At 65.4% G+C, this 25,072-nt stretch carries 17 protein-coding genes and 1 pseudogene; 8 read left to right on the forward strand and 10 right to left on the reverse strand.

Features of this window, described 5'->3' with window-relative positions; all coding sequences use genetic code 11:
* Positions 1-111: 111 nt before the first annotated feature.
* Together ACLQ26_RS20115 and ACLQ26_RS20120 are read right to left on the reverse strand one after the other, a co-directional pair.
* Positions 112-450, reverse strand: coding sequence for a hypothetical protein (locus ACLQ26_RS20115; protein ID WP_425745878.1), 339 nt, complete (start codon positions 448-450; stop codon positions 112-114).
* Positions 447-692: a hypothetical protein gene (locus tag ACLQ26_RS20120; protein WP_425745879.1), complete on the reverse strand. Its 246-nt coding sequence runs from the start codon at positions 690-692 to the stop codon at positions 447-449. Before ACLQ26_RS20120 ends, ACLQ26_RS20115 begins: the two co-directional genes overlap by 4 nt.
* 570 nt (positions 693-1,262) lie before the next feature.
* On the opposite strand from ACLQ26_RS20120, the gene ACLQ26_RS20125 reads away from it, so the two are divergent.
* The 5 genes from ACLQ26_RS20125 to ACLQ26_RS20145 all read left to right on the forward strand — a co-directional run bounded on the left by ACLQ26_RS20125 (position 1,263) and on the right by ACLQ26_RS20145 (position 9,687).
* On the forward strand, positions 1,263-2,636 hold the full coding sequence (locus ACLQ26_RS20125) for a tetratricopeptide repeat protein (protein ID WP_425745880.1): 1,374 nt from the start codon (positions 1,263-1,265) through the stop codon (positions 2,634-2,636).
* Positions 2,636-3,613 (forward strand): phosphotransferase family protein, encoded by a 978-nt coding sequence (locus ACLQ26_RS20130; protein ID WP_425745881.1) that lies wholly within the window; start codon positions 2,636-2,638, stop codon positions 3,611-3,613. The genes ACLQ26_RS20125 and ACLQ26_RS20130 overlap by 1 nt, the downstream gene beginning before the upstream one ends.
* Before the next feature lie 196 nt (positions 3,614-3,809).
* Positions 3,810-5,384, forward strand: a complete 1,575-nt coding sequence (locus ACLQ26_RS20135; RefSeq protein WP_425745882.1) for an N-6 DNA methylase — start codon at positions 3,810-3,812, stop codon at positions 5,382-5,384.
* Positions 5,377-6,582 (forward strand): hypothetical protein, encoded by a 1,206-nt coding sequence (locus tag ACLQ26_RS20140; protein WP_425745883.1) that lies wholly within the window; start codon positions 5,377-5,379, stop codon positions 6,580-6,582. The genes ACLQ26_RS20135 and ACLQ26_RS20140 overlap by 8 nt, the downstream gene beginning before the upstream one ends.
* Before the next feature lie 3 nt (positions 6,583-6,585).
* Complete coding sequence (locus tag ACLQ26_RS20145; RefSeq protein WP_425745884.1) at positions 6,586-9,687, forward strand: type I restriction endonuclease subunit R; 3,102 nt, start codon at positions 6,586-6,588, stop codon at positions 9,685-9,687.
* A gap of 40 nt (positions 9,688-9,727) precedes the next feature.
* Here the strand turns inward: ACLQ26_RS20145 and ACLQ26_RS20150 are convergent, their stop codons facing one another.
* The 3 genes from ACLQ26_RS20150 to ACLQ26_RS20160 all read right to left on the reverse strand — a co-directional run bounded on the left by ACLQ26_RS20150 (position 9,728) and on the right by ACLQ26_RS20160 (position 15,040).
* The gene (locus tag ACLQ26_RS20150; RefSeq protein WP_425745885.1) at positions 9,728-11,893 is read right to left on the reverse strand and encodes an AIPR family protein; all 2,166 of its coding nucleotides are present in this window, start codon (positions 11,891-11,893) and stop codon (positions 9,728-9,730) included.
* A 308-nt stretch (positions 11,894-12,201) separates the two neighbouring features.
* Positions 12,202-12,639, reverse strand: a complete 438-nt coding sequence (locus ACLQ26_RS20155) for a hypothetical protein (RefSeq protein ID WP_425745887.1) — start codon at positions 12,637-12,639, stop codon at positions 12,202-12,204.
* 1 nt (position 12,640) lies between these two features.
* Positions 12,641-15,040: a hypothetical protein gene (locus tag ACLQ26_RS20160; protein ID WP_425745888.1), complete on the reverse strand. Its 2,400-nt coding sequence runs from the start codon at positions 15,038-15,040 to the stop codon at positions 12,641-12,643.
* 2,221 nt (positions 15,041-17,261) lie between these two features.
* On the opposite strand from ACLQ26_RS20160, the gene ACLQ26_RS20165 reads away from it, so the two are divergent.
* Together ACLQ26_RS20165 and ACLQ26_RS20170 are read left to right on the forward strand one after the other, a co-directional pair.
* Positions 17,262-19,094, forward strand: a complete 1,833-nt coding sequence (locus ACLQ26_RS20165) for a GmrSD restriction endonuclease domain-containing protein (RefSeq protein WP_425745889.1) — start codon at positions 17,262-17,264, stop codon at positions 19,092-19,094.
* Positions 19,095-19,096: 2 nt separating this feature from the next.
* Complete coding sequence (locus tag ACLQ26_RS20170; RefSeq protein ID WP_425746053.1) at positions 19,097-20,116, forward strand: CBS domain-containing protein; 1,020 nt, start codon at positions 19,097-19,099, stop codon at positions 20,114-20,116.
* Between the two features lie 525 nt (positions 20,117-20,641).
* Here the strand turns inward: ACLQ26_RS20170 and ACLQ26_RS20175 are convergent.
* Both ACLQ26_RS20175 and ACLQ26_RS20180 read right to left on the reverse strand, forming a co-directional pair.
* Positions 20,642-20,768 (reverse strand): annotated as a pseudogene (locus ACLQ26_RS20175) (IS5/IS1182 family transposase); the annotation flags it as partial.
* Between the two features lie 1,397 nt (positions 20,769-22,165).
* Positions 22,166-22,576: a peptidase inhibitor family I36 protein gene (locus tag ACLQ26_RS20180; RefSeq protein WP_425745890.1), complete on the reverse strand. Its 411-nt coding sequence runs from the start codon at positions 22,574-22,576 to the stop codon at positions 22,166-22,168.
* Positions 22,577-23,054: 478 nt separating this feature from the next.
* Here ACLQ26_RS20180 and ACLQ26_RS20185 point away from each other — a divergent pair, with 478 nt between their 5' ends.
* On the forward strand, positions 23,055-23,312 hold the full coding sequence (locus ACLQ26_RS20185; RefSeq protein ID WP_425745891.1) for an acyl-CoA dehydrogenase: 258 nt from the start codon (positions 23,055-23,057) through the stop codon (positions 23,310-23,312).
* Positions 23,313-23,702: 390 nt separating this feature from the next.
* Here ACLQ26_RS20185 and ACLQ26_RS20190 read toward each other — a convergent pair whose 3' ends face one another.
* From ACLQ26_RS20190 to ACLQ26_RS20200, 3 genes are all read right to left on the reverse strand, one after another.
* The gene (locus tag ACLQ26_RS20190) at positions 23,703-23,933 is read right to left on the reverse strand and encodes a hypothetical protein (protein WP_425745892.1); all 231 of its coding nucleotides are present in this window, start codon (positions 23,931-23,933) and stop codon (positions 23,703-23,705) included.
* Between the two features lie 151 nt (positions 23,934-24,084).
* On the reverse strand, positions 24,085-24,234 hold the full coding sequence (locus ACLQ26_RS20195) for a hypothetical protein (protein WP_425745893.1): 150 nt from the start codon (positions 24,232-24,234) through the stop codon (positions 24,085-24,087).
* A 356-nt stretch (positions 24,235-24,590) separates the two neighbouring features.
* Positions 24,591-25,064, reverse strand: a complete 474-nt coding sequence (locus tag ACLQ26_RS20200) for a MarR family winged helix-turn-helix transcriptional regulator (RefSeq protein WP_425745894.1) — start codon at positions 25,062-25,064, stop codon at positions 24,591-24,593.
* Positions 25,065-25,072 lie beyond the last annotated feature (8 nt).

The raw sequence follows: 25,072 nt of genomic DNA on the forward strand, positions 1-25,072 counted from the left end.
ATCAGGCGACGTTGGTGGTGAATGAGGTGCAGGTACTGCCGCAGCCGTCGTCGGTCAGCTCGGCGTCCGTACTTCTTGAACGGTCGCCGCTACCGGCGGAGGTCGAGAGCGTCAGCTCAGGCGCAGGACCACCGTGTCGTCGGTGGCCGAGACGGTCGACGCCGGCACGAGCCGGAGGGCTGGGGCGGTCCGGGCGTACGAGGAAAGTCGATCCGCAGGAGGGGTTCCGCCAGCCAGGAGTGCAGGGCCGGGATACGTGGCGATGACTCGAGCCGCCCAGAAGTAGTACTCGCAGGGGAAAGGCTTGAGCTGGTGGAAGTAGACGTAACAGCCGAGACAGAAGCCGTCGTCGTCTCGATGGATGCCCAGGACAACCCTCGCGGTCGCACGGAATTCGCTGTCCGGCGAGGCCTGCGCGGCATGGCTCCTGGCAACGCCGGACGTCTTCACGACGGCCTCTCCTTCTCGAAGTTGCCGAGCTCGCCATCGATCCAGACCAGCTCGGCGCCGTGGATGCGCTCGCAGTGCGTGGCTTTGCTACAGAGCGCGACCGCCTGGCTGTCGAGGCTCAGCGAGATGGCGGAACCGTCGGGCAGTTCGATACCCCACGCGATGACCATTGGGCTGTCATCGCCGTCCGAGTAGCCCACCAAGGCGAACCGACGGGGAACCGCGATTTGATCGCCGATCATGAACCGCTCCTGTCCGGGATCGGTGCACGGCCGCGGGTGGGCTGCCGGCCCCTGGAAGTGGTTGTGTGGGGAGTGATCCGTGGTGGCGTGCCGGCGCACGACGGCATCGGCACGCCACCACGGCACCAGTGGTCCGGCGCGGGATCGCACGGGGGACGACGATCCCGAGCAGCACAGACCTCCGGTGTACGCGGGCGGGAGAGCTGCCGACGTCTCGCGTAAACGCCTGCGTGCTCTCCTGCCGCGCGCTGGTCCGAGGCGAGCGGGCCGCCTGCACAGCACCCACCCCGAACCCGTCCTGGCCAGCCTCGTGACCGCCGTCTTCACCGAACGGAGACTGGTCCGCTCCGGTCGCCAAACTCTGAGCGGGAACCCGGAGTTGACGGTGGCGTCTGACTGGCATGGCAACGACCTTCGCCGATGCTGACTGTTACCAGCTAGCCACTGGTGAGCGCCCCACGGTGGGCATCTCACCGTGAGATGGCCGGCCGTAGCCTCTGCGGCAGGGCGGACATCCTGACAGGAGCCGACTACTCTGCGCAGTATCCGCAGCGGGAGGAGGTGGTAACCATGCAGCGGGTCGTCAGACCGCAGTGGTGGCACGAGGGCACCTATCGCGGCGTCGCCATGCGCGTACACCTCGCCCGCCACGACATCGGAGCCGTCTTCGGCTTTCTCAAGGAACGGGGCTTCAGCTGGTCCTCGGTCGCGGCCGCGACGGGCCTGGGTGCCAGCCGAGTTTCAGAAATCGCCGCAGGCCGGCGCATCGTCAACGACTACGCCGTACTGGAGCGCATCGCCGAAGGGCTGCTGATCCCGCGCCACTACATGGGGCTCGCCCTCGACGACCACGCTCATCACTACCGGCAGAGAGCGTCGATCGAGCCGGTCGGTGTCGTTGCCCCACTCGATCCTCGCGAGTTGCTCGGCGTCGTCGCGAGCATCGTGGTAGGCGCCATACCCGCCGACGTGGAGCGGTATTTGCCCAGCTCCCACGATGTCGCCGTCCCTGGTGCGGTCGGCCATGACGAGGTCGCCACCGTTCGAGCCGTGACCGCCTTTCACCGCCGGCTCGACGCTGCCGCCGGGGGAGGCCGGTGCCTGCAGTCCGCACGTGGGTACGTGGCATGGGCGACGCAACTACTGCAGGTGAGGTGCACCGAGGTGGTGGCTGCCGACCTGCACGACGCACTCGCCGAACTGCACAACCTCGTCGGCTGGGTGGCGCACGATCTCGACGATCACGACATGGCACGCCGGCACCTCACCCAGAGCCTCGTCCTAGCCCGACGGACTGACTCGCTACCGCTGCTGGCCAACACGCTGTATCGCCTCGGGCGGGTCAGTCTGCACCAGGAACAGCCGGCGGAAGCGTTGCAACTCTTCGGCCTTGGACAGCTCGCGGCGCAGCAAGCCGCCTGTCATGCCAGCGTCGCCATGCTGCACGCCAACACCGCTTGGGCCTACGCGCTCCTCGGCGCTGATCGCCAGGTCGTCGACAGTCTGGCCCGCGCACGACGCGAACTCGATCAGGCAGACCTGGACACCGCGCCGGCCTGGACTCACTTCGCGCTGGCCGAGGCTGACGTCCATGGAATGTCCGCTGTCGTCTATTCCGCCCTGGCCCGTCACCCAGAGCATGTGCGGTACGTCGACCGTGCTGCCGAGCACTCGCATCAGGCAGTGCGGCTGCGCCGCCCGCAAGATCGTCGGTCGTTCATCTTCGACACGATCTCGGTCGCCACGGCGAGTACTCTGGCCGGTGATCTCGCAACCGCTGGCGAGTACGGGATGAAGGCGGTGGGCCTGGTGGCGGATGGGATGCGATCAGCTCGTGTGAACGATCGTCTTAACGCACTGTGGGAGCTTGCCGCGCCGCAGGCCGCGCGGGAACCGGCGCTTGCTGTTCTCGGCAGCCGGATCGCGGAGCTACAGGCGGACTGATGACCACCGCACTCAGCGATGCTGTCGCCGCTGAGCTCCATGACCATCTGAGTGATGTCTGTGCGCAGATCGGCGTGGATCCGGACGGTGCCAGGCTCGTCAAGTACACGATGAACGCAGTCTTCGTGGCACCGCCGTTCGTGATCCGACTTGCTGCCGGTCCCCATGCCGCGACGCTCGCACGCAGGGTGGTGTCGGTCGCGGAGTGCCTTGAGAAGGCCGGCATGCCGACCGTGCGGCTTGCCGCCGGTGTTGCGTCTGAGCCGATCTTCAGTGGGGACTGGGTTGCCACGGCATGGCAGTACGTTCCCACGGTCGGCGACGAGCCCAAGCCAGTCGACCTCGCTGCACCGCTCCGAGCGCTTCACAGCCTTGATGAGCTCGATGTGGCGCTGCCACGCTGGTCGCCGATCGAGAAGTTCCGCCGGCGTCTTAACGCTGCCGCTGCATTACCACATCAGGAAGCCAACGAGCTGGAGCGATGGTCGGGGGCAGAGTTCGGGGTTCGAACCAGCTGCCTGCTAGGCGATCTTCACCGCCGCTGCGACAAGGCGGAAGAGGATCTGGATCGGGTCGCCTGGCAGCTGCCACCAGGCGTGATTCACGGCGACGCACACACCGGGAACATCCTTCTGGCGGCATCGGGTGGTGGTGCCACCGCTCGGCCTGATCCTCTTCTCTGTGACTTAGACGGAATGTGCATCGGCCCGCGGGAGTGGGATCTCGTACCAACCGCCCACGGAGCCGCCCGGTTTGGGCGGTCACGGACCGACTACGAAGTCTTTGTCGATGCCTATGGCGTTGACCTCATGGCTTGGGCCGGCTGGACGGTCCTGCGCCGGATCCGGGAGCTGCAGCTCGTCACCAGCACTATTGATGCACTCGCTGGCCGCCCTGAAGTCGCCATCGAGCTGGCCCACAGGCTGCGATCGCTCTTCGCGGACGATTTTGGAGCCACATGGCGCCGATATCGGTAGTGCTGAAGTAGGTGACTGCCTTGCATCCCCTGGCGCCCTTGGAGGCGTGCGACACGCTGATGGAGCTGTCCCGCCTGTGTTTACCCAGCAGGACACGCCCAGTGTGCATCACCTGGCGCGCTCGAAATAGGGTGACCAGCAGGCACACTGATGCCTTCCGGTCGCCACCCTTTGACGAGCAAGGACACCCCGACTGATGGCAGTGACCCAGCAGGAGATCGAGAACCGGTTGTGGGACGCCGCCGACGAGCTGCGCGTTGCGATGCCTGAGGCGCAATACTCCTCGGTCGTCTTCCCGCTGATGTTCTGGAAGTACCTGTCGGACACCTGGGAGCACCACCACCAGGAATTCCTGGCCGACAACGAGGGCCTGGACGGCCTCTCCGCCGAGGAAGCCCACGAGATCGAGTACCGCGACTACCAGTCGTTCGAGATCCCGTTCATCCACCACGGCACCGTCCAGCAGCGTCGCGCCTCCTGGTCATCCATCCTCGCCACCATTACTCAGCCCGGCCTCGGCCAGCGGGTCCGCGCTTCCCTGCAAGCCATCGAGACTGCCAACCCTGACAAGTTCTCCCGCCTGTTCGGGTCCATGACTTGGACCTCTGAAGAGGTGCTTCCAGGTGAGGTGTTGGCGGCGGTCATGCAGGCGATGGACCGCACCCCGAAAATGCACGAGGGCAACATGTCCCACGACGTGCTCGGCGGGGCGTACGAGTACCTGCTCAAGCGTTTCTCCGACGGGTCCGGCACCCGTGCCGGCCAGTTCTTCACCCCGCGCGAGGTCGTCGAGCTGATCGTCCAGGTCCTCGAGCCGAAGGGCTTCGAGTCGGTGTACGACCCGACCTGCGGGTCGGGCGGCATGCTCATCGCCTCCGCCAACCTGCTGAAGGCCCGCGGTGGGCGTGGCTACACGCTCCATCTATACGGGCAGGAGGCTGTACCGGACACCGCGGGTGTGGCACGCATGAACCTCTTCATGCACAACCTCACCCAGTTCCAGGTCGAGGTCGGCGACACCCTGAACAACCCCCGCTTCAAGAAGCCGGACGGGTCCATCGCGCAGTTCGATGTGATCGTCGCCAACCCGCCCTACAGCCTGAAGTGGAAGCCCTGGACCAAGGACCCGCGCGCCATCGGCGGTGTCGCCCCGCAGTCGTCGGCCGACTGGGCGTTCGTGCAGCACATGATCGCGTCAATGGACCCGAAGAAGGGGCGCGCCGGCGTCGTCTTGCCTCACGGCGTCCTCTTCCGAGGCGGTCAGGAAGCAGTCATTCGCCAGCGCGTCCTGGCCGATGACTTGCTCGAAGCGGTAATCGGCCTGCCGGCCAACCTCTTCTACAACACTGGCATCCCGACCTGCATCCTGGTCTTTCGCGCCCCTGGCACCAAGGCCCCGGAGCGGCAGGGCGGGTTGTTGCTCATCGACGCCTCCAAGCGCTTTTCCCACGCCAAGAAGCGCAATGTGCTCGGCGAGGCGGACATTGCCGACGTGGTGACGGCCTACCACTCGAGCTTCGACATCGACGGCAACCCGGCCGACCCTGACGGAGACGGTGGCCTGGCCGCGCGTTTCGTTCCCACGACAGAGATCGCCGCGAACGGGTACGACCTGAACATCGGCCGTTACATCAAGCAAGCAGCTAGCGAGACCGAAGTCCTTGGAACCCTCATCGACGCCTACAACGTCGCCCGCGCCGAACGACGCCTTGCCGAAGAGCGCATGATGACGGTGCTCGCTGCCGCCGGAATCGAGGGCTTCGATGAGTGATTGGTTGCAGACCACACTTGGACGGCTCTATTTGGCAAACAACTCCAAGCTGGGGGCACACACAGACGAGCCGACTGTAATGAGCCTGTCCAAGTACGACGGGTTCGTTCGTGCCGACGATTACTTCGACAAGAGGATCGCGTCGGAGAAGCTCGACGGCTACAAGACCGTTGAGCCGGGAGGATGGGCATACTCCACCATCCACATCGACGAAGGTTCTATCGCTCGGAACAACCGGGGTGAGACCGGAGTCATCAGCCCCATGTACACCACGCTCCGATGGCGGGGTGAAGGGGTTGCACTGCCGGAGTATGCAGAGCTGATGGTCCGTACTCCTCGGATGCTGGCCGAGTACGCCAACAATGCGCAGGGCAGCGTAAACCGCCGGCGTAGTCTACCCTTCAAGGCGTTCAGCACAATTCCCATCACCCTGCCGCCGCTGCCGGTGCAGGAGCGGATCGTCGAGGTAATCGGCGCGGTCGACGACCAGATCGCCGCACTTGAGGGTGAGGCTGAAGCGGCTACGCGGGTCCGGGGTGGACTGTTGGATGAGTTCACCGGTGCCGCTTCCAGCGACACGAAACCGCTCGGGGAACTTTGCCCCGTGATCGGCTCTGGGCCCTCTTGGGCGGCCAAGGATGAGTCGTCGGTTCCATCAAAAGAAGCGTGGACGGTCCTGAAGATCACCAACACGAGGCCCGATGGGTCCATCGACCTCAGCGAGCTGGCCTACGTGGTGGGGCTGCCGGCTCGCACGAAGGTCATCGGTCCGACAAGTTTGGTCATGATCCGCACCAACGGAAACCGCAAGCGGATCGGCAACGTCTACCTCCCGCCGGAGGAAGTGCACGGTGCGGCGGTGTCCGCGTTTCAGTTCATCCTGGATGCTGCCGATGTCGAAGCAAGGGACTACCTCTACCTCGTGCTACGCAGTCCGAGAATCCAGCACCAGATGAGTGAATCTGCTAGCGGCAGCACGGGGCTTGGGAATCTCGCAGTTCGGTGGCTGAAGACTCTTGAGATTCCCTGGCCCCACGCTGAGATGCGCGAGCTCCAGGTTGAATCGGTGCAGGCCATCGACGCCAAGATCGCCGCGATCCGCGCCGAAGCTGACCACCTACGCAGCGTTCGTGCCGGGCTGCTATCGGGGCTTCTGGATCGCACGATCGACATCGAGTCCGCCAAGCTGGAGGTCTGAGCGGTGGCAAAGGGCATTCGGGAGCGCGAGTTTCAGAACCTGATGATCCAGTGGTCCCTCCCAATGGGCTGGCGTTTTACAGCGGGCAGGTCGCTGCCGCGTGAGACGACGCAGACGGTGGTCGCCGGGCAGCTGCGGGACGCCATCGTCCGATTTAACCCTGGGGTGATTGACGGGTTCGACGTGGACGCGGTGGTCGAAGAGATCATTGCCACGGTCAACGCCGTCGAAGGCGGGCTGGTGCGTGCCAACGAGCAGGTGCTGCACCTGCTGCGCGGGCATAAGGAGTTCCGGGACGCCGACGGCGTGTGGCACGCCTTAAGGGTCATTGACGTCGAGTGCCCGACCGCCAACACGCTGGTTGTCTCGGACGAGGTGACCATCACTGTCCCCGGTAAAACCTCCCGCCGGTTCGACCTCGTGTACTGGATCAACGGGCTGCCCCTGGTAGTGGTCGAGGTGAAGTCGCCGACCGCGAAGTCCGGGTGGGCAGACGCCGCCCGCGAGATCAACGACGTGTACGCCACCGATTACCCGTGGTTCTTCACCCCCAACGTCTTCGCCGTTGCCTCCGACGGGCTGAAGCTGCGATTCGGTGCGGCAGGTGCGCCCACGAACCTGTGGCAGCCGTTCCGGTCCACCGCCGACGACGAGAACCTGGCCGGCCAGGCCGACGTGCAGCGCTCCGTCGAGCTGCTGCTCAACCCGGCCACCGTGCTGGACATGCTGGCCAACTTCGCCTTGTTCGATACCTCCGGTGGCGGGGTGGACAAGAAGTACCTGCCCCGCTATCCGCAGATGGAAGCCGCCCACCTGATCCACCAACGCGTTCTTGCTAGCGGCCGGAAGGGCCTGATCTGGCACCACCAGGGCAGCGGGAAGACGCTGCTGATGGTGTTCGCCGCCTCGCTGCTGCTGGCCGACACCCGCACCGAGTCACCCACGATCATCCTGCTCTCCGACCGTACCCAGCTCGTCCGGCAAACCTCCGGGGTGTTCACCTCCGCGATGGGCCACGCCTACTTCCACCAGCCCGCCACCAGCCAGGAGTTGCGTTCCCTGCTGGCCGACGACGTGCGCGGCGTCATCTCCACGACCGTTCACAAGTTCGCCGACGCCGGCAAGGACCTGTCGACCCGGAACAACATCATCGTGCTGGTCGACGAGGCGCATCGCACCCAAGCCGTCAGCCGGGACCGGGGGCGACTTGCCGGCAGGCCCACCCTGGCCGAGCAGATGCGCGCGGCACTGCCCAACGCGAAGTTCTTCGGGATGACCGGCACCCCTCTCAGGAACCTCACCACCGACACCTTCGCCCTCTTCGGCGAGGAGACCGACCCGGGCAGGGTGCTGCACCGGTACTCCGTGTCGAGGTCTCTGCAGGACGAGGCGACCGTCCCGGTCATGCTGGACCCCCACCCGATCTCGTTCGAGATGAACGACCAGGAGTTGCAGGCCGAGTTCGACCAGTTTGCCGACGACTTCGACCTCGACGACCCCGACCGTGAAGCCCTGTCCCGCAAGTTCGGACGCCTCACCTCGGTGTTCGCCAACCCCGACCGCATCCATACGGTCTGCCAGGACATCGTCGGCCACTACCTGGCCGGCGCCTACCGCAACGGCCTCAAGGCCCAGGTAGTCGCCTACAACCGCGAACTGGCCGTCGTGTACACGGACAAGATCAACGAGCTGTTGGCCGGCTTCGAGGCCTCACAGGTGCTCGCCGAAGTCGGGAAGCACGACCGGATCACCGCCGAGGTGAACATCTCCGTCTCGGACTCGAAGGACGAAGATCCGGCCATGCGGCCGTACCGCCTCTCGGAGGCCGAGGAGGAGGAACAGAAGCGGCGGTTCCTCACCCCGGACGACCCGCTGTGCTTCCTGGTGGTGACCGCGAAGCTGATGACCGGGTTCGACGCCCCCAACGAGGGCGTCCTCTACCTGGACAAGCCGTTGAAGGCCCACACCCTTTTCCAGACGATCACCCGCCCGAACCGCACCTGGGTGTCCCCGACGGGGTTCGTGAAGACCTCCGGCGTGGTCGTGGACTACATCGGCCTGGCCGAAGAGGTGCAGCGGGCCGTCGTCGACCCCACCGCGGAGGGGAGCGGCAAGGGCGGCGGGTTCGTCACCGATGTTTCCGAGCTGGTCGCCGAGTTCCGCACGACCTTCGCCCGCATCGAAGACCTCCTCGCGAACGTTGACGACCTGGACCTCACGGTCCACGGATACGAGTCTGTGCGGGCCATCAACGTCTTCCTGGATGCCAACCCGGGCGCCGCCGAAGTGTTCTCCAGGGACTACCGGCTCCTGGCCCGCCTGTACCCACTCATCAGCGCTGACAAGCGGGTCGCCAAGTACAGGGACGGCTTCGGGCTGTTCGGGTCCGTGTACACGACCCTGTTCAAGAAGTCCTCCGACGAGGAGAGGAAAGAACGGCTGAGCGAGCTGGGACCAATGGTCCTGGAGATCATCAACGCCCACGTCCACTCCTTCTCGGTGGTTGCTTCCCAGGAGGAAGCCCTCGTCCTGGACGCTCAGGGCATCACCATCCTCAAAGAGCTGATGGCCCTTGTCCGCCCCAAGCCCGGCAAGGACGACGGTGAGGACCAGAAACCCCCGTCGGCGGCGGAGATCTTGGACCAGATCAAGGCCGCGCTCGACAAGGGGGTCGAACCAGGGTCGGCGAGGTACACCGCCCTCGCCGAGCGGATCAGGCTGCTGCGGGACCGGATCATCCAGAACGCCCAGGACGCCCTGGACTTCCTGTCCGAAGCCCTCCGAATTGCACGCGCCATCGTGAACGCCGAGAAGCATCCCGACGAAGCGGTCATTGTGCTGGACGACGACCACATAGGCGTCCTGTCACGAATCATTCACGACCACGCACCGGCCGGTCTCACTGTCACGGAGAGAAACCTGGCCGAGGAGATCGACCAGGTGGTCACCCGAACCCTCGCCCAATCATGGGACAACGCAGACGCGCGCAACCGAGGCGTCCGCAGAGCCACCGCAGCCGTCTTCCGCCGGTACATGTTGAAGCCGGTGGGGGAGCCATACGATTCCACCGTCGCCTACATCGAAGCACACTACCTCGTCGACTGACGAATGCGCGGCACGATGCAAGGCACGTGCTGGCTATGCTTCACGCCCTCTCGTCGGGGTCATCACTGAGGGACGCCAGAGTCTCCCGCGCTAGCGCCCACAGGGACTTTCCACCAGATACGTACCACCGGGACGGACCTTGGGCGGCGACCGGCGCCTTACTCCATCCTGCTAACCGCCACATCTCCTGCACGAGGCCGGAAGGGGAGTAACGCTTTCCGTCGGCCGCCCACAAGATCGGGCGTACCCGTTGGTTGACCCACGTAGCGCTGCCCCGGCTTGGGTCTTCCGCAAGCCACGCAGCCATCGCTTCCCGTTCGGGCCGGCCAGCTGCCCGATAGGTCAACGGCGTGCCGTCAGCCAGCGCTCTGGCATCGATCAGTGTGGGCACGGCGTTGGGCCGGCGCTGTTGCTTCGGGATCCTCACGACCCGGTATTCAGGCGGCAGGTCGGGAACCGGGACGCCGCGCTCTAGGTCCGCTATGACCAGACCCGCGAGGGTGCGACAGCGGTCGGGGTCGGCGAGAGTGCTGGACACGATCGAACTCGCGCCGAACTCGGCATCAACGTGATGGACGAGCCAGGTTGTGGCACGTTCGACAGCGTTCGGCACCTGGGTGAGGATGGCGTCCCAGTCGGTGTCGGGTTCGTCGATGCCGTCGAGGTCCAGAGTCTGGAAGACGATGTGCGTGAGGAGTCGGTCTCCGCGCTCCACAATCGCTTCGGCTCGGGCCTGACGGACCTTCGCAGTGCGATGGAGCGTGGCATCGATCTCCCGCAGCACGAGGACACTGCGCCAGACCTGATGGGCGGAGGGCCGGTCCTGCGCGTTGAACAACAGCTGGTAAGCGCCCTGAGCGCCCTGCTCCCAGAGCAGGTCCACGCCGCGCTTGGCCCGCACGGCGAGATCAGAGTTCCGGTGCGCGCAGGCCAAAGCAGTGGCTGCGGCCTCAACTGAGCAACCGCTTTCCGGTGACGGTTCTGGTTCTCCCCGCTTGACCGCGTACGTTTTCTGAAGCGAGAGGAGGAAGTCCTCTCTAATCGCTTTCTGGACGGGATCGAGAGCGACGAAGTCGCGCCGTTCCACCCGGTTCTGGGTGTTTGTGGCCGTGGTCACCGCGTCGGCGAAGCCCGCCGGGCAGTTTGTGAGCGAGATGACCCGGACGGTCACGTACCCATCGCCGATCGCTGCGGCGTCCTTCCGGGAGGCCCTGTGTATCGCGTGGACGGTCTGCGCGCCGTTCACCACGCTAGCGCCGTCCAGCTTGAGCGCGACCGGTGACCGCGTGGCCCGACTGAAGTAGTCGGGGGCGAGTGTGTTGCAGAGCAGGGTGATGCCGTTGTTGAAGAACCAGAAGTTGTGCGGTTCGTCGGTCAACGTGTCGGTTAGACCCTGGTTGACCTGCGTGATGCCGAGTGGCTTGCGAATATTACGGTCAAACAGGCGGTCTTCGTGGTCGTCGTACCATGCGGCGATGTCGGCCACCGAGACGAGACCCTGAAACGCCTCATACGGCTCGGTGATCTTGACGTAGTCCTGCATCCTGACGGTCAGCGCGATGGGAGGCTCCGCGAAGTCGTTGCGTACTACCTCCCAGATGTCGCGGGCCAGGTAGCTGCGTTGGTCGAGAATGTTGCCGAGCTGGTTGAACTCATCCTGGGCGTCTGAGAGCCGTTGCGCGACGTCGCGCGCCAGAGGGTCGGTCCGCATCACGGCGGTCACCAGGGTGATCTTCGATCCCGGGTTGCTGAGCACGGCCGCGACCTGGTCGGCGAGATTCTGGAAGCGGATGTTGAAGCGATCGAACCTGCGAGCATCTACGTACCGGAGGCCCTCGATGAACTTGAGCGCGTCGGCAAGCTCAAACCGTGCCCTGCCCTTGTCGCTCCACTTCGATTGCACCAGCCAGAGATGTGACGCGCTCTCGTCGGTGGCTACCGCGTCAATGCCGATGTCGTCCCGGCCGTCGATGACCGCCTCGGCGGCGGCCGCCGATTCGCAGCCGGTCAGGTCGCGCACCGCCAGGGCGGCCAGGGCGCGTGACAGAAGCGACTGCTCGCGCTCGTTGGGTGGTTTGTTGGCGAGATCCGAGACGTCTATCAGATCCCCGAATTCTCGCAGCAACGCATCCCGTACCTGGCGGACCTGTGTTTCCGGGGCCGCCTCGTAGGGCGGGGCGCCGGACGTAACCTGATTGCCGCTCACTCGACTACCTAACTGTCGACCTTCACCGTCACCGTCGCAGGCCGCGCCGCACGGTCCGAATGCTCCGGGACCGCAGCAGAGCTGACGGTTCTTCCATTGGTCCGGCCTTGGCTGATTCGTCCAGCGTGATGCGATCGATCGGCGAAGACTGGATCTTGATGCGTCACCTATCGTAGGGGACCGAGCGCTCTCCTGATATCCCCTCCAGACCCTATGCGCCTCCTGGTCCCTGTTGTCTTGCCTGGAGTCTCAATCCATCGATCATTACGCTCGCTGACCGTGACCGGTCGGCCAGCTGTCACTGCCACTTATCCGCCAGTGGCTGCGTCCTGCAACGTGCGCTCCCGCGGTACTGCGTGAGCCGGGTAGAGGTCTTCCTCAAGTGCGTCAACGGCCGAAGTCCATGCATCGATATCCCTCAGAGGAGGTGCCGGATCTGGGTTGCGCCCGTGCAGGATCTCGCAGATCGCGACGTATGCCTCTAGCGCGCCGGCGATCGTCTGCATGCGGCAGAGCTGGGCCGCTGGCGATAGCCCAGGCTCGCCGATGCTGAGGTACAGCCGTCGTTCGATCATGGAGATGTCAGGCTTCGCAGCAATCACTGTGCTGGGCAGCCCGGCTGCTGCGCGCTCGATGCGAACGCGGAGCACCAGCGCCGCGAGCGCCGCCTTTTCGGTCGGGCTGCCGGGCCACCCTCGGTAGGCGGCCTGGAGATCCGCTAGCTCGACGTCCGGGTAGGTGGCCATCTCAGCTCCCGATCTGCTGGACGGCTTTAATGATCTTCCGAGTTTGGCGTACCCAAAGCTGCGGGTCTCCCTCAGGGGCGCGGCCGTGCGCTGCGCCGTTGAGTGCGTGCACGGTCGGGGTGAAGCCGTTGACGTCGACGGCTCGCAGGCCCGCACGGCGGGCATAGTTGTTTAGGAGCGCCAACTGGTCGAGAGTCTTCCGCGCTCTTCGGAGGTCGGCGACGACTGTGGCCTCGGGCGAGCCGACCTGTCTGCCCAGCATCTCGATCTGTGCGACGACTTCGGTATCGACGGCCTGCCGGCAAATGGCAAGCGTCATTGCGGTGACGGCGGCGGGGGTTCCGATGGATCCTCCCTTCTCCGCCCCGAGGATTCGCTGGATCTCGTCAAGCCGCTGAATCCCGGGGCTAGCCACGTGCCTAACTCGGACCTGCGGCCGACCGTCACCGTGCCGGTCCATCCGGATGTGCGTTGGCATCGCGCCCAGGCCACGAAGCTCGCGCCAGAGGCGGTCGTCGTGAGTGAACACGACGACCTGGAAGCGCTCAGCGAGGGTCATCAGGTGCCGAGCCAGGTACCGCACTCGCCAGGTGTCAAACGCGTGGATCGGGTCGTCGAGGATGAGGAATCCGAACGGACTTTCTGGCTGGGTAGCACGGGGCAGGTACGTGGCCAGCGAGAGTGCGTTGCGCTGGCCGGTACTTAGGACCGCGGAGCTGTTCTTGCCGGCCGGCAGCGCGACGTCGCCGTCGACGAGGTCCAACGCCACATTTCGCCGCATCTTCGTACCGCCGGTGAGAGCGATGCCAGTCAACTTGAGGTCCGCGTCTGGGTTGAGCACGGACCACAACTCCATCACCTCCTTTCCGATGGGTGCGAAGATGTCCTCACGCGCGGTTCGGATCCACCGGTCGACCTTGCGGTCCAGCCGCTCGGCCACAGCGAGCCTTTTTAGTGCCGGCCGTTCCTGGCTGCGGACGTCCATCCACGATCCGATGTGCGCGCGGACAGTCGCCTGTGCGGCGATGACGTCGTCACGCCGGGCGAGAAGGTCGTCGCGGACCTTCGCGTACCAGCTGACTAGATCGGCGCTCTCGTCGAGCGCCTCAGTCAGCGACGCCACGGATGGCGCCATGGTGGCGAAGTCGGCAGCCAGGCGGACGAGCCGGTCCCACTGCCTTATCCGTATTTCAGTGGCGGGATCCGTTGATTGGGTGAGTGCCCGGAGCAGCGTTTCGGTCAGTGCAGTCGGGAAGCTCCTGCCAAGGTCCCGCAGTGCGGTAGCCGCGGCGGCCGTCGCACTGCGCAGCTCCCGGGTGGCCGTCCTCAGCCGTTCGGCATCCTCGGAGGCGCGCCGTACCCACTCGTGCCCGGCGGTCCCGCAGACCGGGCATACGTCCCGGTCACGGAGGTCGTCGAGCCGCGCGTCTCCGAGGGCAAGTGCCTTCTGAAGCACCGCCAGGAGCGCGTTTGCCCCGGCCGCATCCGAACCGATGGCGTTTTCCAGCCGGACGAGCGCGTTGACGGCCCGTACGCGAAGCCCGTCATCCACCGCCCAGGTGTCGGGTAGCCCCAGCGGCGGCGGCGCCGTCTCCGGCAAGGTCTCGGTCAGCACCATGATCCGAGCCTGGGCCTCCTCGTCCGGGAACGCGCCGCAGTTCCGCACCATCCTGGCCAGTTCTTCCTGGCCCGCCTTGACGATGCCGTTCAGCGCACTCGTGTGGGCGGCCTCCACAAGGCGCCTGGCCGCCGCGCCCTTGTCCCGGTCAGTTTTGAGTAGGGCCTGCAGTTCTTCGAGTGCGGTCAACTCAAGCGCGTCTTTTAGGAACGTGTGCAGATTACTCGGATCTTGAATGACCTGGGACATCTCCGGATACAGCAGTACTGGCATGTAGCGTTCGAATGCCTCCGTCCATTCGCTAGGCGGCGTACTGGCCGAACCGTCCGCGTTGCGCCATTGAACGACCTCATCTGCCCCGCAGAAAATCTCTATGTCGCGTCGCCCGTTGCTGACTGTGGCGACGATATCGCGGTGCGGGCAATGAATGTTGTTCGCCAGTACCTGATAGGACCGCTTGGTTCCGCTGCTCAGGGTGTGCCGGGCGCCGTCGGCGATGCTCGTCTTGCCGGTGCCGTTACGCGCGGTGACGATCGTGAGGCCGGCAGTTGGCTTCAGAGGCAGTTCGACGGCTTCCTCGGCGACTCCGATGTGGCCCCGCACATGCACGTTCCGTACGTACCAAGGCCCGTCAGCGGTGGTGACACTCGTCGCCAGATTCGGGTTCTTGGTCCTGATCAGCTCCAGAAGTAGGTCCCGCATATCCGGCTCAAGTTCTGCGGCGGCGGCGGTGATATCAGCCCAGGTGAGCAGGACACGCTGCGACGGGTGTTCGGCGACCACGAAAGAGCCCTTTCGGCATACCGGCCGTGGACAGTCGCCGCGTTTGTCTCGTGCCGGATAACGAATGGGGGTGGGCCGAAGGTCGGCCCAGCAGCGAGCCGCACAACATATCTCGCCCGCCGCCCTCATGCCAGCGACACGCGCAAGCCAATGGCCTAGCCAATGCGTACTGATGTTCTAATCTCCAGGCAGAGGGCGAGATGTGAGGTGAGGACGCATTCCGGGATTTCGCGAGTCGGAGTCAGCAGTGTTTCGGCCCTCGCGTGGCACGACGGGCGGCACTACGTGGGTGCGGCCCCGGTGGTCGGGCGCGGTCTCCGGGCGGGGCGGTGTGACCATGCGCGATGTGAGGGAGGGGCCTCGGCTGCGTCGGCGAGTCGCGCGACCCTTGGTTTGCGGTCATTGCGCCTCCGGCGGGGGCGCTCCGGCTCCAGGATGGCCGGAGGCCGTCCACGGCCTCCGGCTCTGCGGTGGTGGCGGTAGGCCATCCTGCCTGCCATCGACCCGGGCAAGCCGAGCAGACCGCCGCCCGTCCCGCCAGCGTCCGTACGAGCCGTCGAGGTCCGCAGGCGGTGGCAGGCCGGGCGGCGGCCCGCTCCCCGGCGGGCGGGTCGATGGCAGACAGGATGGCGGATGCGTTCTGTAGGGGAGTGCCTCACTTCGTTGCCCGAGGTCGTCCGATGTGCCGAGCACACAGGCGGCGAGGTGCTCCCGGGCCCACTGCACCCCGCGTCGTGAGAAGATCTCTGTCGCACCCCTGGTCTCGGTAACCTTGGCCTCAAGCCGCAGCGTTCGATCATTTCTGGTGGCGATGGCGTTGTAGGGAGTGCCGAACCGGACGTCCCCGCGCAGTCCAGCCACGGTCGCGAAAGTGTGCAATCAGCCGGTCCTGGGCGGCATCTTCGACCTTTCAGCGCCGCGCGGGATCCAGTTGCGAGCACTGTCGAGGCGAACCGCGAGTTGGCAGGGAAACCGGATGGCCGAGGTGGTCCGCCCAGAGCTTTTTCGAGCTTCGGCCAGCGGCTCCGCGGATGGTCGCTCTGCGGATCCTCACTGTCCGCCGTCGACCTGGGCAAGCCGAGCAGACCTCCGTAGGCCCGTCAGCTAGTTGCGAAGCGGTGCGGATCCGTGGGCGTGGCGGGCCGGGTGCCGGCATGCTCCGGAAGAGCGGGTCGACGGCAGGCAGGACGGCGAAGACTTCGGTGAGCGGTGCGATCTGGATAGGATCCTGGGCCACAGTTCCGGCAGCGAGCACGTGTTGAGGAAGAGTACTCATGTCCAGAATCGGGCCATCCGCCGCTGTCGTCCTCATCGCTGCGCTTGCCACAACCGCCTGCAGTTCGGCCAGGTCGACAGACGCGGATTCGCTGCCGACATCAACCCCAAGCAGCACCCGCATCGCAGGTACCCAGGCATCCTCAGCAGCACGGCCCATGCAGGAGCCGAGCCCAACGCCTAGGACGCCGGTCAACGATCCGTCGCTGTCCGCGTCATTCAGGTCGTCAATCTGTGGCGGCGTTAAGGACCCATGTCCGCCCTCATGGGTGGAGCCGAGGGCGGTCGCTCAAGTCGATGACGAGCTGAATCTATATCTGCCAGTAGACAGTGGCGCGTCCGGTAGGGAGTCAGGCGACTGGATGTGTCGCAATGCCCGGGTGTGGGCGCGCGACGAGCTTGTCGATGTGACTGCTGTCGTGGTCTACGCCAAGGACGGCGTAGTAGTCGACGAGGGCACGATTGATGAGGGCTGTTGACAGATCGTCTTTCTTGAACGTCAGCCAGGCCCCAGCGCCCTAGGTGTGGCTGTGCGGGCAGGTCGCGCAGTTAGAGCTGGAGAAGGCGATCTTGAAAAGCTGCGGACTTCTTCGCACGTGGGACAGAATGGTGATCCGGACCGACTTGTGCCGGTTCACGGTCGCGTAGAAGACAACCTAAATAGTCCGTCCACACCATTGGTTCCGCACCCCTTCCCCGAGCTGCTCTCCGCGCACGTCGGGGTGATCCCGCTGCGAAGGGGGCCCGGGCGACATCGGGCGCCCCGTTCCACGTCGGAACCCCCGTGTTCATCCCGCACCGCCGCACCCCCAGGTCGAGTCCCGACCGCAGATTGTTGGAAGTGACCTAAAACGCTAATATCCCTGGCGTAACTAGACGTATCGGTCATTGGCAATCTGCCCTTGACGGTCAGCGAGATGCATCGATACCCTGGCCGGTCGCTCTCATGACGAACTCCCAGGGGGACCGCTCGGTGGCTCTTGACAGTCCAAAACTTCAGAAGGTCTTGCAAGATGTGCAGTCCGGAGTACTGCAGTTGCCGGACTTCCAGCGCGAGTGGAAGTGGGACGACCAGCGGATCCGGGAGCTGATCGCGACGGTCACTCTCGACTATCCGCTCGGCGTTGTCATGACACTGGAGACCGGCGGCAAGACGCCGTTCCGACCCCGCACACTCACCGGTGCCGAATCCGGTCGAATCGTCACTCCCGACCTGCTGCTGCTGGATGGTCAACAGCGGCTCACCTCACTGTTCCAAGCCCTGCATCTCGACCAGCCGGTACGGACCGTCGACGAACGCAACAAGGAACTCGAGCGCTGGTATTACGTGGATATCCGCAAGGCCGTGGGGTCATCGGCTGATCGAGATGACGCGATCGTGTCTGTGCCGAAGGACCGGGTCCTGCGGTCGAACTTCGCCCGTACAGTGGAACTCGATCTCCGCAGCCGGACGCTGGAGTGCGAGGCGAGGCACTTCCCGCTGAGCGTCGTGTTCGACGGCGACCAGGTAACGGCTTGGCAGAAGGAGTTCGTCCTGATGGACGACGCCAACTGGAGCCTGTGGGCCAAGTTCGACCAGCGCATTCTGCACAACATCCGGTCGTTCCAGATCCCCATGATCAAGCTCGCCGCCTCGACGACCAAGGACGCGGTGTGCTCCGTGTTCGAGAGGGTGAACACCGGCGGTGTGCCGTTGAACGTCTTCGAGCTCCTGACCGCCACCTACGCAGGCGACCACGAGTACGAGAAGGCCCACGGCGACTACTACCGGTTGCCGGACGCCTGGCAGGACATCAAGAAAAGCCTGGCTACCTCCTACCCGGTCTTCGGGCGCATCGAGCAGGGAATCGACGACGGGCTGAGCCGCAGCGACTTTCTGCAGGCCGTCACGCTCGTCAACACCTGGGAACGCAAGCAGGAGAGGCTCACCAAGGCCGTCTCGTGCAAGAGACGCGATCTGCTGAACCTACCGTTGAACGACTTCATCCGGCTCGCGCCGCGGGTGGCCAGCGCCTTCGAATGGGTCGGTGAGTTCCTCGGTGAGCAGTTCATCGTGCGCCAGACAGACCTTCCGTACCGGACGCAGCTCGTACCCATGGCTGCGGTGCGGGCGATCCTCGCCGAGCAGACGGATGAGGCCGCAAACCGGGATCTCCTCACCCGCTGGTACTGGTGCGGCGTGCTGGGGGAGATGTATGGCGGAGCCACGGAGAGTCGATTCACCCGCGACGTCGAGCAACTCGTCGCCAGGGCGATGAGCGGCTCGAACGTCATACCCGACACAATCACTGAGGCGGCCTTCCTCGGCGATCGGCTGGACACCCTGACCACTCGCAACAGCGCCGCCTACAAGGGAATCTACGCACTCCTCGTCAAGCAGGGTGCGGTCGACTGGTACCACAGCGAAGGTCCGCTCACCCCCGGCACCCTTCTGCAGAATGCCGTCGGGATCCGGCAGGTGTTTCCGAAGGCCTGGCTCGCCCGGCACGGGCCCCACGACAACCGGGGCAACTCAATCGTGAACAAGACCCCGCTGTCGTACCGGGCGAGCAAAAGCCTGGTTGGCGCACCCTCGGGCTACCTCCGGGTGCTCGCCCGGGAGACCAGCACACGGCCGGAATGGTTCGACGACGTGGTGGCGACCCACGTGATGGATCCGGCGGCCCTGCACAAGGATGACTTCGAAGCCTTCTACGCCGATCGATCCGCGCGACTCGTCGAGCTGGTAACCGAGGCCATGGGTAAGCGCACCGTCTCGCGTGCCGAGATGGACCGGTGACCATGACTGATGCTCCACGTCCCACTCGTCAGGAACTGCTCGCGCTGAAGGGGCAGACCCTGCGGATCCCGGAGCTACTCGCGATGTTCGGCGCGCGGGTACGCAACTACCAGACCGTGCCGGTGATCCAGGAGGCGTTGCAGGAGGTGGGGCTCGACACCCAGCCGTCCTTCACCACTTGTGGAATCATGACCGACATCCTGGTTGTCGCGCAGCATGAGGCGCCAGCAGCCGAAAGCGAGACCGAAGAGGAAGTCCAGCCCGGCACGCTGCCGCAGCAGTCGTTCAAGATCGGCGACATCCCCTCGGCCCGCTCAGGAATCACCTCGGTCACCTCAAATAACCTGCTCAGCGCCGCCACCTACCTGATGCGCCAGAAGCGCTTCTGCCAACTGCCAGTGATCGACGGCCTCGCCGAACTCAAGGGCGTCGTCACGTGGAGTTCGATCGCCGCCCGTTACGAGCAGGGCCAGACGCCGACACTCGCCAACTCGATGGTCCAGGACTCGATCCCCATGGCCGAGGTGCACCAAGAACTCTTCACGCACCTGCCGGAGCTCACGTACCACGGTTATCTGCTGGTGCGGGATTACAACGGCATCTTCGTCGGGATCATCACCGGCGCTGACATCACCGGGCGCTTCCACACGCTCGCGTTACCCTTCTTCCTCGTCGGCGAGATCGAGTTCCGTCTACGGAAGTGCCTCGGGCCCAAGCTGACCGGCGATCCGGTCCGCGCCTTGAAGGGTCCGAATCACTCGGGAGACTTCTCGAAACTGATGTTCGGCGATTACGTCAAATTGTTGGATGGCCATCAGTCGAACTGGAAGCAGCGGCCGCATGCCGACGGCAACTGGCAAGCCCTGGGCTGGGGCGGCGTTGACCGGGTTCAGTTTGTTGCCCATCTGAACCGGGTCAGGGTGATACGGAACCAGATAGCCCACTTCGACGAGCAATCCCTCAGCGATCAGCAGGTTAACGAGCTGAGTGAGTTCTCTGGGCTGCTCAAACAGCTCATGTGATCTCGTCCAGCACTACCCCGGCGCCACCGACATCGATCGTAGGATCTTTGGGGGAAGGGTCGCCCGCTTCGGTCCGCACCGTCCCTGAAGATCGAAGAGGAGCTTTTGGTCGATGTTCCGCCGTGTGGCGAGCGGTCCAGACGATCTCCAGGGTAGGGCGTTTCGTGGAACGGTTCGAGTTCAAGCCGGTACCGGCGGGGCCTGATGGCCGGCGGTCGGCGAGGCGGCGTGGTCAGGACGATGTTTCCCCAGCCGCGGACCCTCGTCCCGGGATCACCCGATGCGCGCCTGCTCGACGTCCAGCACGGACGAGCAGGTTGGCCGCACCCGGGTTGTCGGCGATGCCGCTCAGGCCGCGCACCTGGTCCCACTCGACCTGGTACAGGTGGCCGCGCCGGGTTAGCAGGCTGGCGCTCGGCGACGGCTTCGCCGTGCTGGGCCCCACCACGGCGGACAGCCTGCTCGGACCGCCGTGGCGGGGGCTGCCGGTGCGGCTCCTCACCATCTATCCGTCCGGCACCCCGGTGGCCGGCCGTCGGCGATGCCATCACTGCCACGCTCGGCGACCAGCCGGACCAGTCTGCCGAACTGGGCGGATCAGCCCGTTGAGCGGGAAGATCCAAGCCGGGTCGGCCGCCGTCACCACCTGCACCCCGGCATCCTGTCCGACCATCCCCAACGGACAGGCACCAGGGTTACGCGACATTCCTTAGATGTGCTCTTCCGGGAAGCTGGGGCGCGGTAGCCGGTTGGACGTGCAACAGCCGGCGGAGAGGCCCTGGCTGCTGGTCTCCATCAGGCGCCTCTCCGCCAGCCGGACGGCTGTGAGATCTCACAGCCGTCTCACGGACGGCCCGGTGAACTCCGGCAGCGTCTGGCGTGGTCCGAACCTCACATCGCCAGTTACCTGCAGTTCCGGCACAAGGCAGTAATGTTCGGCAGCTGCTGGCAGCCCTGCTAGTTCACTGGGGGTCAAGGGGTCGTCGGTTCGAATCCGGCCGTCCCGACAGTGAGAGGGTTTCCGCAGGTCAACGACTTGCGGAAGCCCTTTTTATATCGGTCTGGCGCAATCTGTCGCCGTGTAAGGCGCCGCTGGCCCCCTTGACTTGGGTAGTTTTGCGAGCCGATCTCGGCTGCTTCTCTCTGAACCACCTGGTAGGCGCGTCGCATCGGCGTGGTGTAGTCGCTGCTGGTCCACTAAACGGCAGGCGATCTTGGACAGACAGGGCGTGATTTCCCCGCGTCGCTCTCGGCTCTCTGTTGACAGGGAGCTGTTTGGCAGCTGGCGACGGCTCTGTGGATCTAACGGTGTTTCCGGCCTGGCCTGCCGGGCGTTGTGCCAGGTGAGGAGGGTGCCGTGATGACCACGACACTGAACGACCAGACAGGACGGGAGACGTGGCTGAGTCGTCGGTGGAGGCGAAGGCCGCCGCTGAGCTGGTCCGGTCGGCCAAGGAATAGGGCCTGCCGCTGACCGGCCCGGACGGGCTTCTTCCGCAAGTACTGGGACGCGCTCAGGCACGAGATCAAGCCGATCTGCACCGCTGTCAACGCGCAAGCCGGTTCGGCGAGGCGTACGCGCTGTGCGAGCGGCTGAGCATTCCGATGCGGCGGATCGGCCGGTCTCGGGCTGGCGCGGGTCGAGGTCGCTGCCCAACGCGGCACCGAGGCCATCAGGTGGGCGCAGGTCATGCGCGATGAGGCGGTGACGGCCGGCTTTACAGCGCTGGCCGAGGACGTCGACCGGATCCTGGCCAGCCTCGTGCGCCGAACAGATCGAGGGACGCTCTGGACGATCGTCGTCGCTTCTGGGGGCGCCCGTAGCGGTAAATCTGGTTGCGCCACGACCGGCGCCTCGTCGCGTCGGCCGGGATCAGGAAGTGGCCGAGGTCAGGCCGTCGCGACGAGGCGCCGGAACAGGCCGGTAGCGGCGCGGATCCTGCGCCGCTATCGGCGTAGCAACACTGAGGGCGTGACCAGGAACATCGGCCAGGGATCACGGCGTTGGCGGCGCGCACCGCGACCGCACGGGCCGGGTCACGGGAATGGCTACGACACCCAGACGCTCTGCGGCCTGAAACTACCCAGGTCTGGCAGACTGGCGTTCGGCGCCACCTGGAACGGGTTGCCGAGGCAATCATCGTTGGAGAACAGGGCTGCGCTGCGGCCAGCGGTGTTGATCACCGAGAGTGCCCGATTTCCCCAGCCGCTGTCGTTCAGGCTGACACACGTGCCTCCAGGGACCAACGATGTGACGGCGGTCCGCGCACCGCCGAACGACGTCTGGTCGAACAGACACAGTGTCGCGCTGAACGGACACGGGGCGGCGGCAGCGCTGCTCACCGGGCCGGCTGCCGCGGGTGCGGCGGTGCCGACGATGGCCGCCGTGGCGGCACCGACGGCGAACAGTGCAGACCACCGGCGGCGTCGGGCGACAGTGGAGCCGGTCGAGCGGGACATGCGTTCTCCTTGAGGGTGCGGCCGGTGGTCCTGGCCTGGGTGGGTCGTTCGAGGGGTCGATGAGCGAACGGTGTTCGGACTTCGGCAAGTCAGACGATCACGCCCCTTTCGCTCACCGTGCTTGCCAACGGCGTGGGCACGCTCCCACAGTTTACGACAGGGTTGCCCGGGCCAGGTCACGCAAGCAGTTGGCCAAACCGGACTGGGCCGATCGTCCGTGGCCGCTCCGCCGGTTGTGACGGTTGCGATGACCGTCGATACTGGAGATCTCGTTTCTCGGGGGCGGTCCCCGACCGCCGCCGTTCACCCGGGTCGGGTCTCTCGGCCGCCGGCGGGTTCCCGCCCGGTCCCGCGCCACTCTCATCGCGCGTGCCCGCAAGAGCTTTGCACTGTCCAGCCCATCCTCAGCCGCTTCTGGTGCCGTGTCAGGCAACGTTTGCCCCTCTGGACGATCTTTCGTAGGCGCGGGTTGTTGGTATTGCGGTTCCGTCAGGCGATTACGAAGGACCGTCCCTTCGACATCAACGACGTTCAGGACCACGTCCTCGCCGTTGCCGCCGTGCACGTCGACCGGGTCACCCTGGAGACGTTCTTCACCGGCGTCGAGGACACCGCCGACCCGGCGGTCCGGGCGCTGCTCTCCCGGGTCCGCGACCTGTACGCGCTCGGCGTTTTCAAGGCCCACAAGGGGTGGTTCCTGGAGCACGGCCGCTTACGCCGGCCCGCTCGAAGGTGATAACCGCCGTGGTGAACGGTCTGCTCAACGAGCTGCGCCTGCAGATGCGGACGCTCGTTGACGGCTTCGCCATTCCGTAGGAGTGGCTGCACCGCAATGCGCCATCCTGCGGGAGGAACCCCGCTGGCAGGAGACCATGGACACCGCAACGTCTGCCTTATGGACACCGGCCTCCGGGGCGGGGCGCATCACACCACACCCCGGAGGCCGACGCGCTGCCCGCGCCCGGACGGCTGACCTGCCGTTCGGGCAGACGGACAACCCCCCGTACGTCAGGCGGTGAGGTGGACTGCCAGGTCCGCGTCCGGTGTCCTCGCCGCGCCCCGGCCGCGCAGGCAGCCCTCAGGACCGGCCGGCCGAACGGTCGCCCAGCGAACCCGCCGGACGAGCTCAGCCCTCGTGCACATGACAGACGGAGTCACAGACGCACTTGCAGCCCTGACCGCCACAAGCCAGCGTGCAGCTCTTCGTGGTCAGCGACGGATCCACGAGGCTTACTCCCGGCGACATGGAGAGCGTGGTCAGCGTCAGCTCCGGCCGCTGCGGATCGATCTGGAATCCGTTCAGGTCCAGCCCGGACAGATCCCGTACGATCGCCTCAAAGTCTTCCCGTACCTTCATTCTGTCCCCTTTGGACCGCCGATGTCGACAACGATCTGGGCGGTGGATCCGCCGCGGCTGCCTTAACCGTATTGATCACATGATCCGCCCAGCCAGGCAACGGACGGGTAAGTTACCGGCATCGGCTCTCGCACCCCGGCGCCCTGCTCGATCAGCGGACCGGCGGCACGCGGTCCAGGGCGGCCGGCTCGCGCCACCATCGGCCGACCGACTCGGGCGTGAGGTAGCCCATCCGGACCGGGATGCGCCGGGCCGGATCAGCGAAGCCGCGTCGGCCGTGCATCACGTGCGTGTTGTTCACGATGACGACGTCTCCCGTCGACTACACGGCCTGATCTTGGGGACAGCGTGCGTGACGTGCAGGAACGCTTAGCAAATCGTCCTGGGGGTCAAGGGGTCGTCGGTTCGAATCCGGCCGTCCCGACAGACAAAAAGCCCTGACCAGCGGAAACGTTGGTCAGGGCTTTCAGTTTGTTTATGGGTTTTGAACTGCCCCCCGAAAACCCCCATTTATCGGGGTCGGCAACCAGGCTCGTCATCCCTGCGCATCGTTGGGCGATGCGGGTGTGCGAGGTCGTTCGCGCTTATATCGCCGTTGCCAAGACGGAGCCCTGGGGGCCTGGGCTGAGGTGTCGAGCTCAGTTCGGTGGGCGTCGTTCACCGGCCGTCGAGTTGCTCGCGTATCAGAGCGGCGATGCGGGAGAGCGCGGCGGCGAGGTGGCGTTGCTGTGCAGCGCTTAGTGGGTCGAACACCAGTTGCCTGACCCGTTCGACGTGAGCTGGGGCGCTGTCCTCGACTTTATGTAGTCCGGCGTCAGTCAGGGTCGCGAGGGTGTACCGGCCGTTGTTCGGGTCAGGGTACCGGGTGACCCACCCCTGCTGCTCGAAACGGACCATCAGCTTGGACAGCCGTGGTTGCGTGCTGTCGCACTGCGCGGCAAGGTCGCTGAGCCGCATCGTGTGCGTCTCGGTCATGGACAGCCGAGCCATCACGCTGTACTCGAAGTTCGAGATGCCCTCGTCCCGCTGCAGCTGGCGGTCCAGCAGCGTGGGCAGCGCGATGACCACGGTGCGCAAGTCCTGCCAGAGCTTTTGCTGCTCGTCGTCGAGCCATTGGGGAGTGCCGGTCATACGCGCAG

Source organism: Micromonospora sp. DT43, assembly GCF_049841645.1.
In the GTDB taxonomy this organism is placed as follows: domain Bacteria; phylum Actinomycetota; class Actinomycetes; order Mycobacteriales; family Micromonosporaceae; genus Micromonospora.

Excerpts from the sequence above, each read along its gene's own strand:
- ACLQ26_RS20120 (WP_425745879.1), bottom strand. The coding sequence starts at position 692 with ATGATCGGCGATCAAATCGCGGTTCCCCGTCGGTTCGCCTTGGTGGGC.
- ACLQ26_RS20125 (WP_425745880.1), top strand. The coding sequence starts at position 1,263 with ATGCAGCGGGTCGTCAGACCGCAGTGGTGGCACGAGGGCACCTATCGC.
- ACLQ26_RS20130 (WP_425745881.1), top strand. The coding sequence starts at position 2,636 with ATGACCACCGCACTCAGCGATGCTGTCGCCGCTGAGCTCCATGACCAT.
- ACLQ26_RS20135 (WP_425745882.1), top strand. The coding sequence starts at position 3,810 with ATGGCAGTGACCCAGCAGGAGATCGAGAACCGGTTGTGGGACGCCGCC.
- ACLQ26_RS20140 (WP_425745883.1), top strand. The coding sequence starts at position 5,377 with ATGAGTGATTGGTTGCAGACCACACTTGGACGGCTCTATTTGGCAAAC.
- ACLQ26_RS20155 (WP_425745887.1), bottom strand. The coding sequence starts at position 12,639 with ATGGCCACCTACCCGGACGTCGAGCTAGCGGATCTCCAGGCCGCCTAC.
- ACLQ26_RS20165 (WP_425745889.1), top strand. The coding sequence starts at position 17,262 with ATGACGAACTCCCAGGGGGACCGCTCGGTGGCTCTTGACAGTCCAAAA.
- ACLQ26_RS20170 (WP_425746053.1), top strand. The coding sequence starts at position 19,097 with ATGACTGATGCTCCACGTCCCACTCGTCAGGAACTGCTCGCGCTGAAG.
- ACLQ26_RS20180 (WP_425745890.1), bottom strand. The coding sequence starts at position 22,576 with ATGTCCCGCTCGACCGGCTCCACTGTCGCCCGACGCCGCCGGTGGTCT.
- ACLQ26_RS20190 (WP_425745892.1), bottom strand. The coding sequence starts at position 23,933 with ATGAAGGTACGGGAAGACTTTGAGGCGATCGTACGGGATCTGTCCGGG.
- ACLQ26_RS20200 (WP_425745894.1), bottom strand. The coding sequence starts at position 25,064 with ATGACCGGCACTCCCCAATGGCTCGACGACGAGCAGCAAAAGCTCTGG.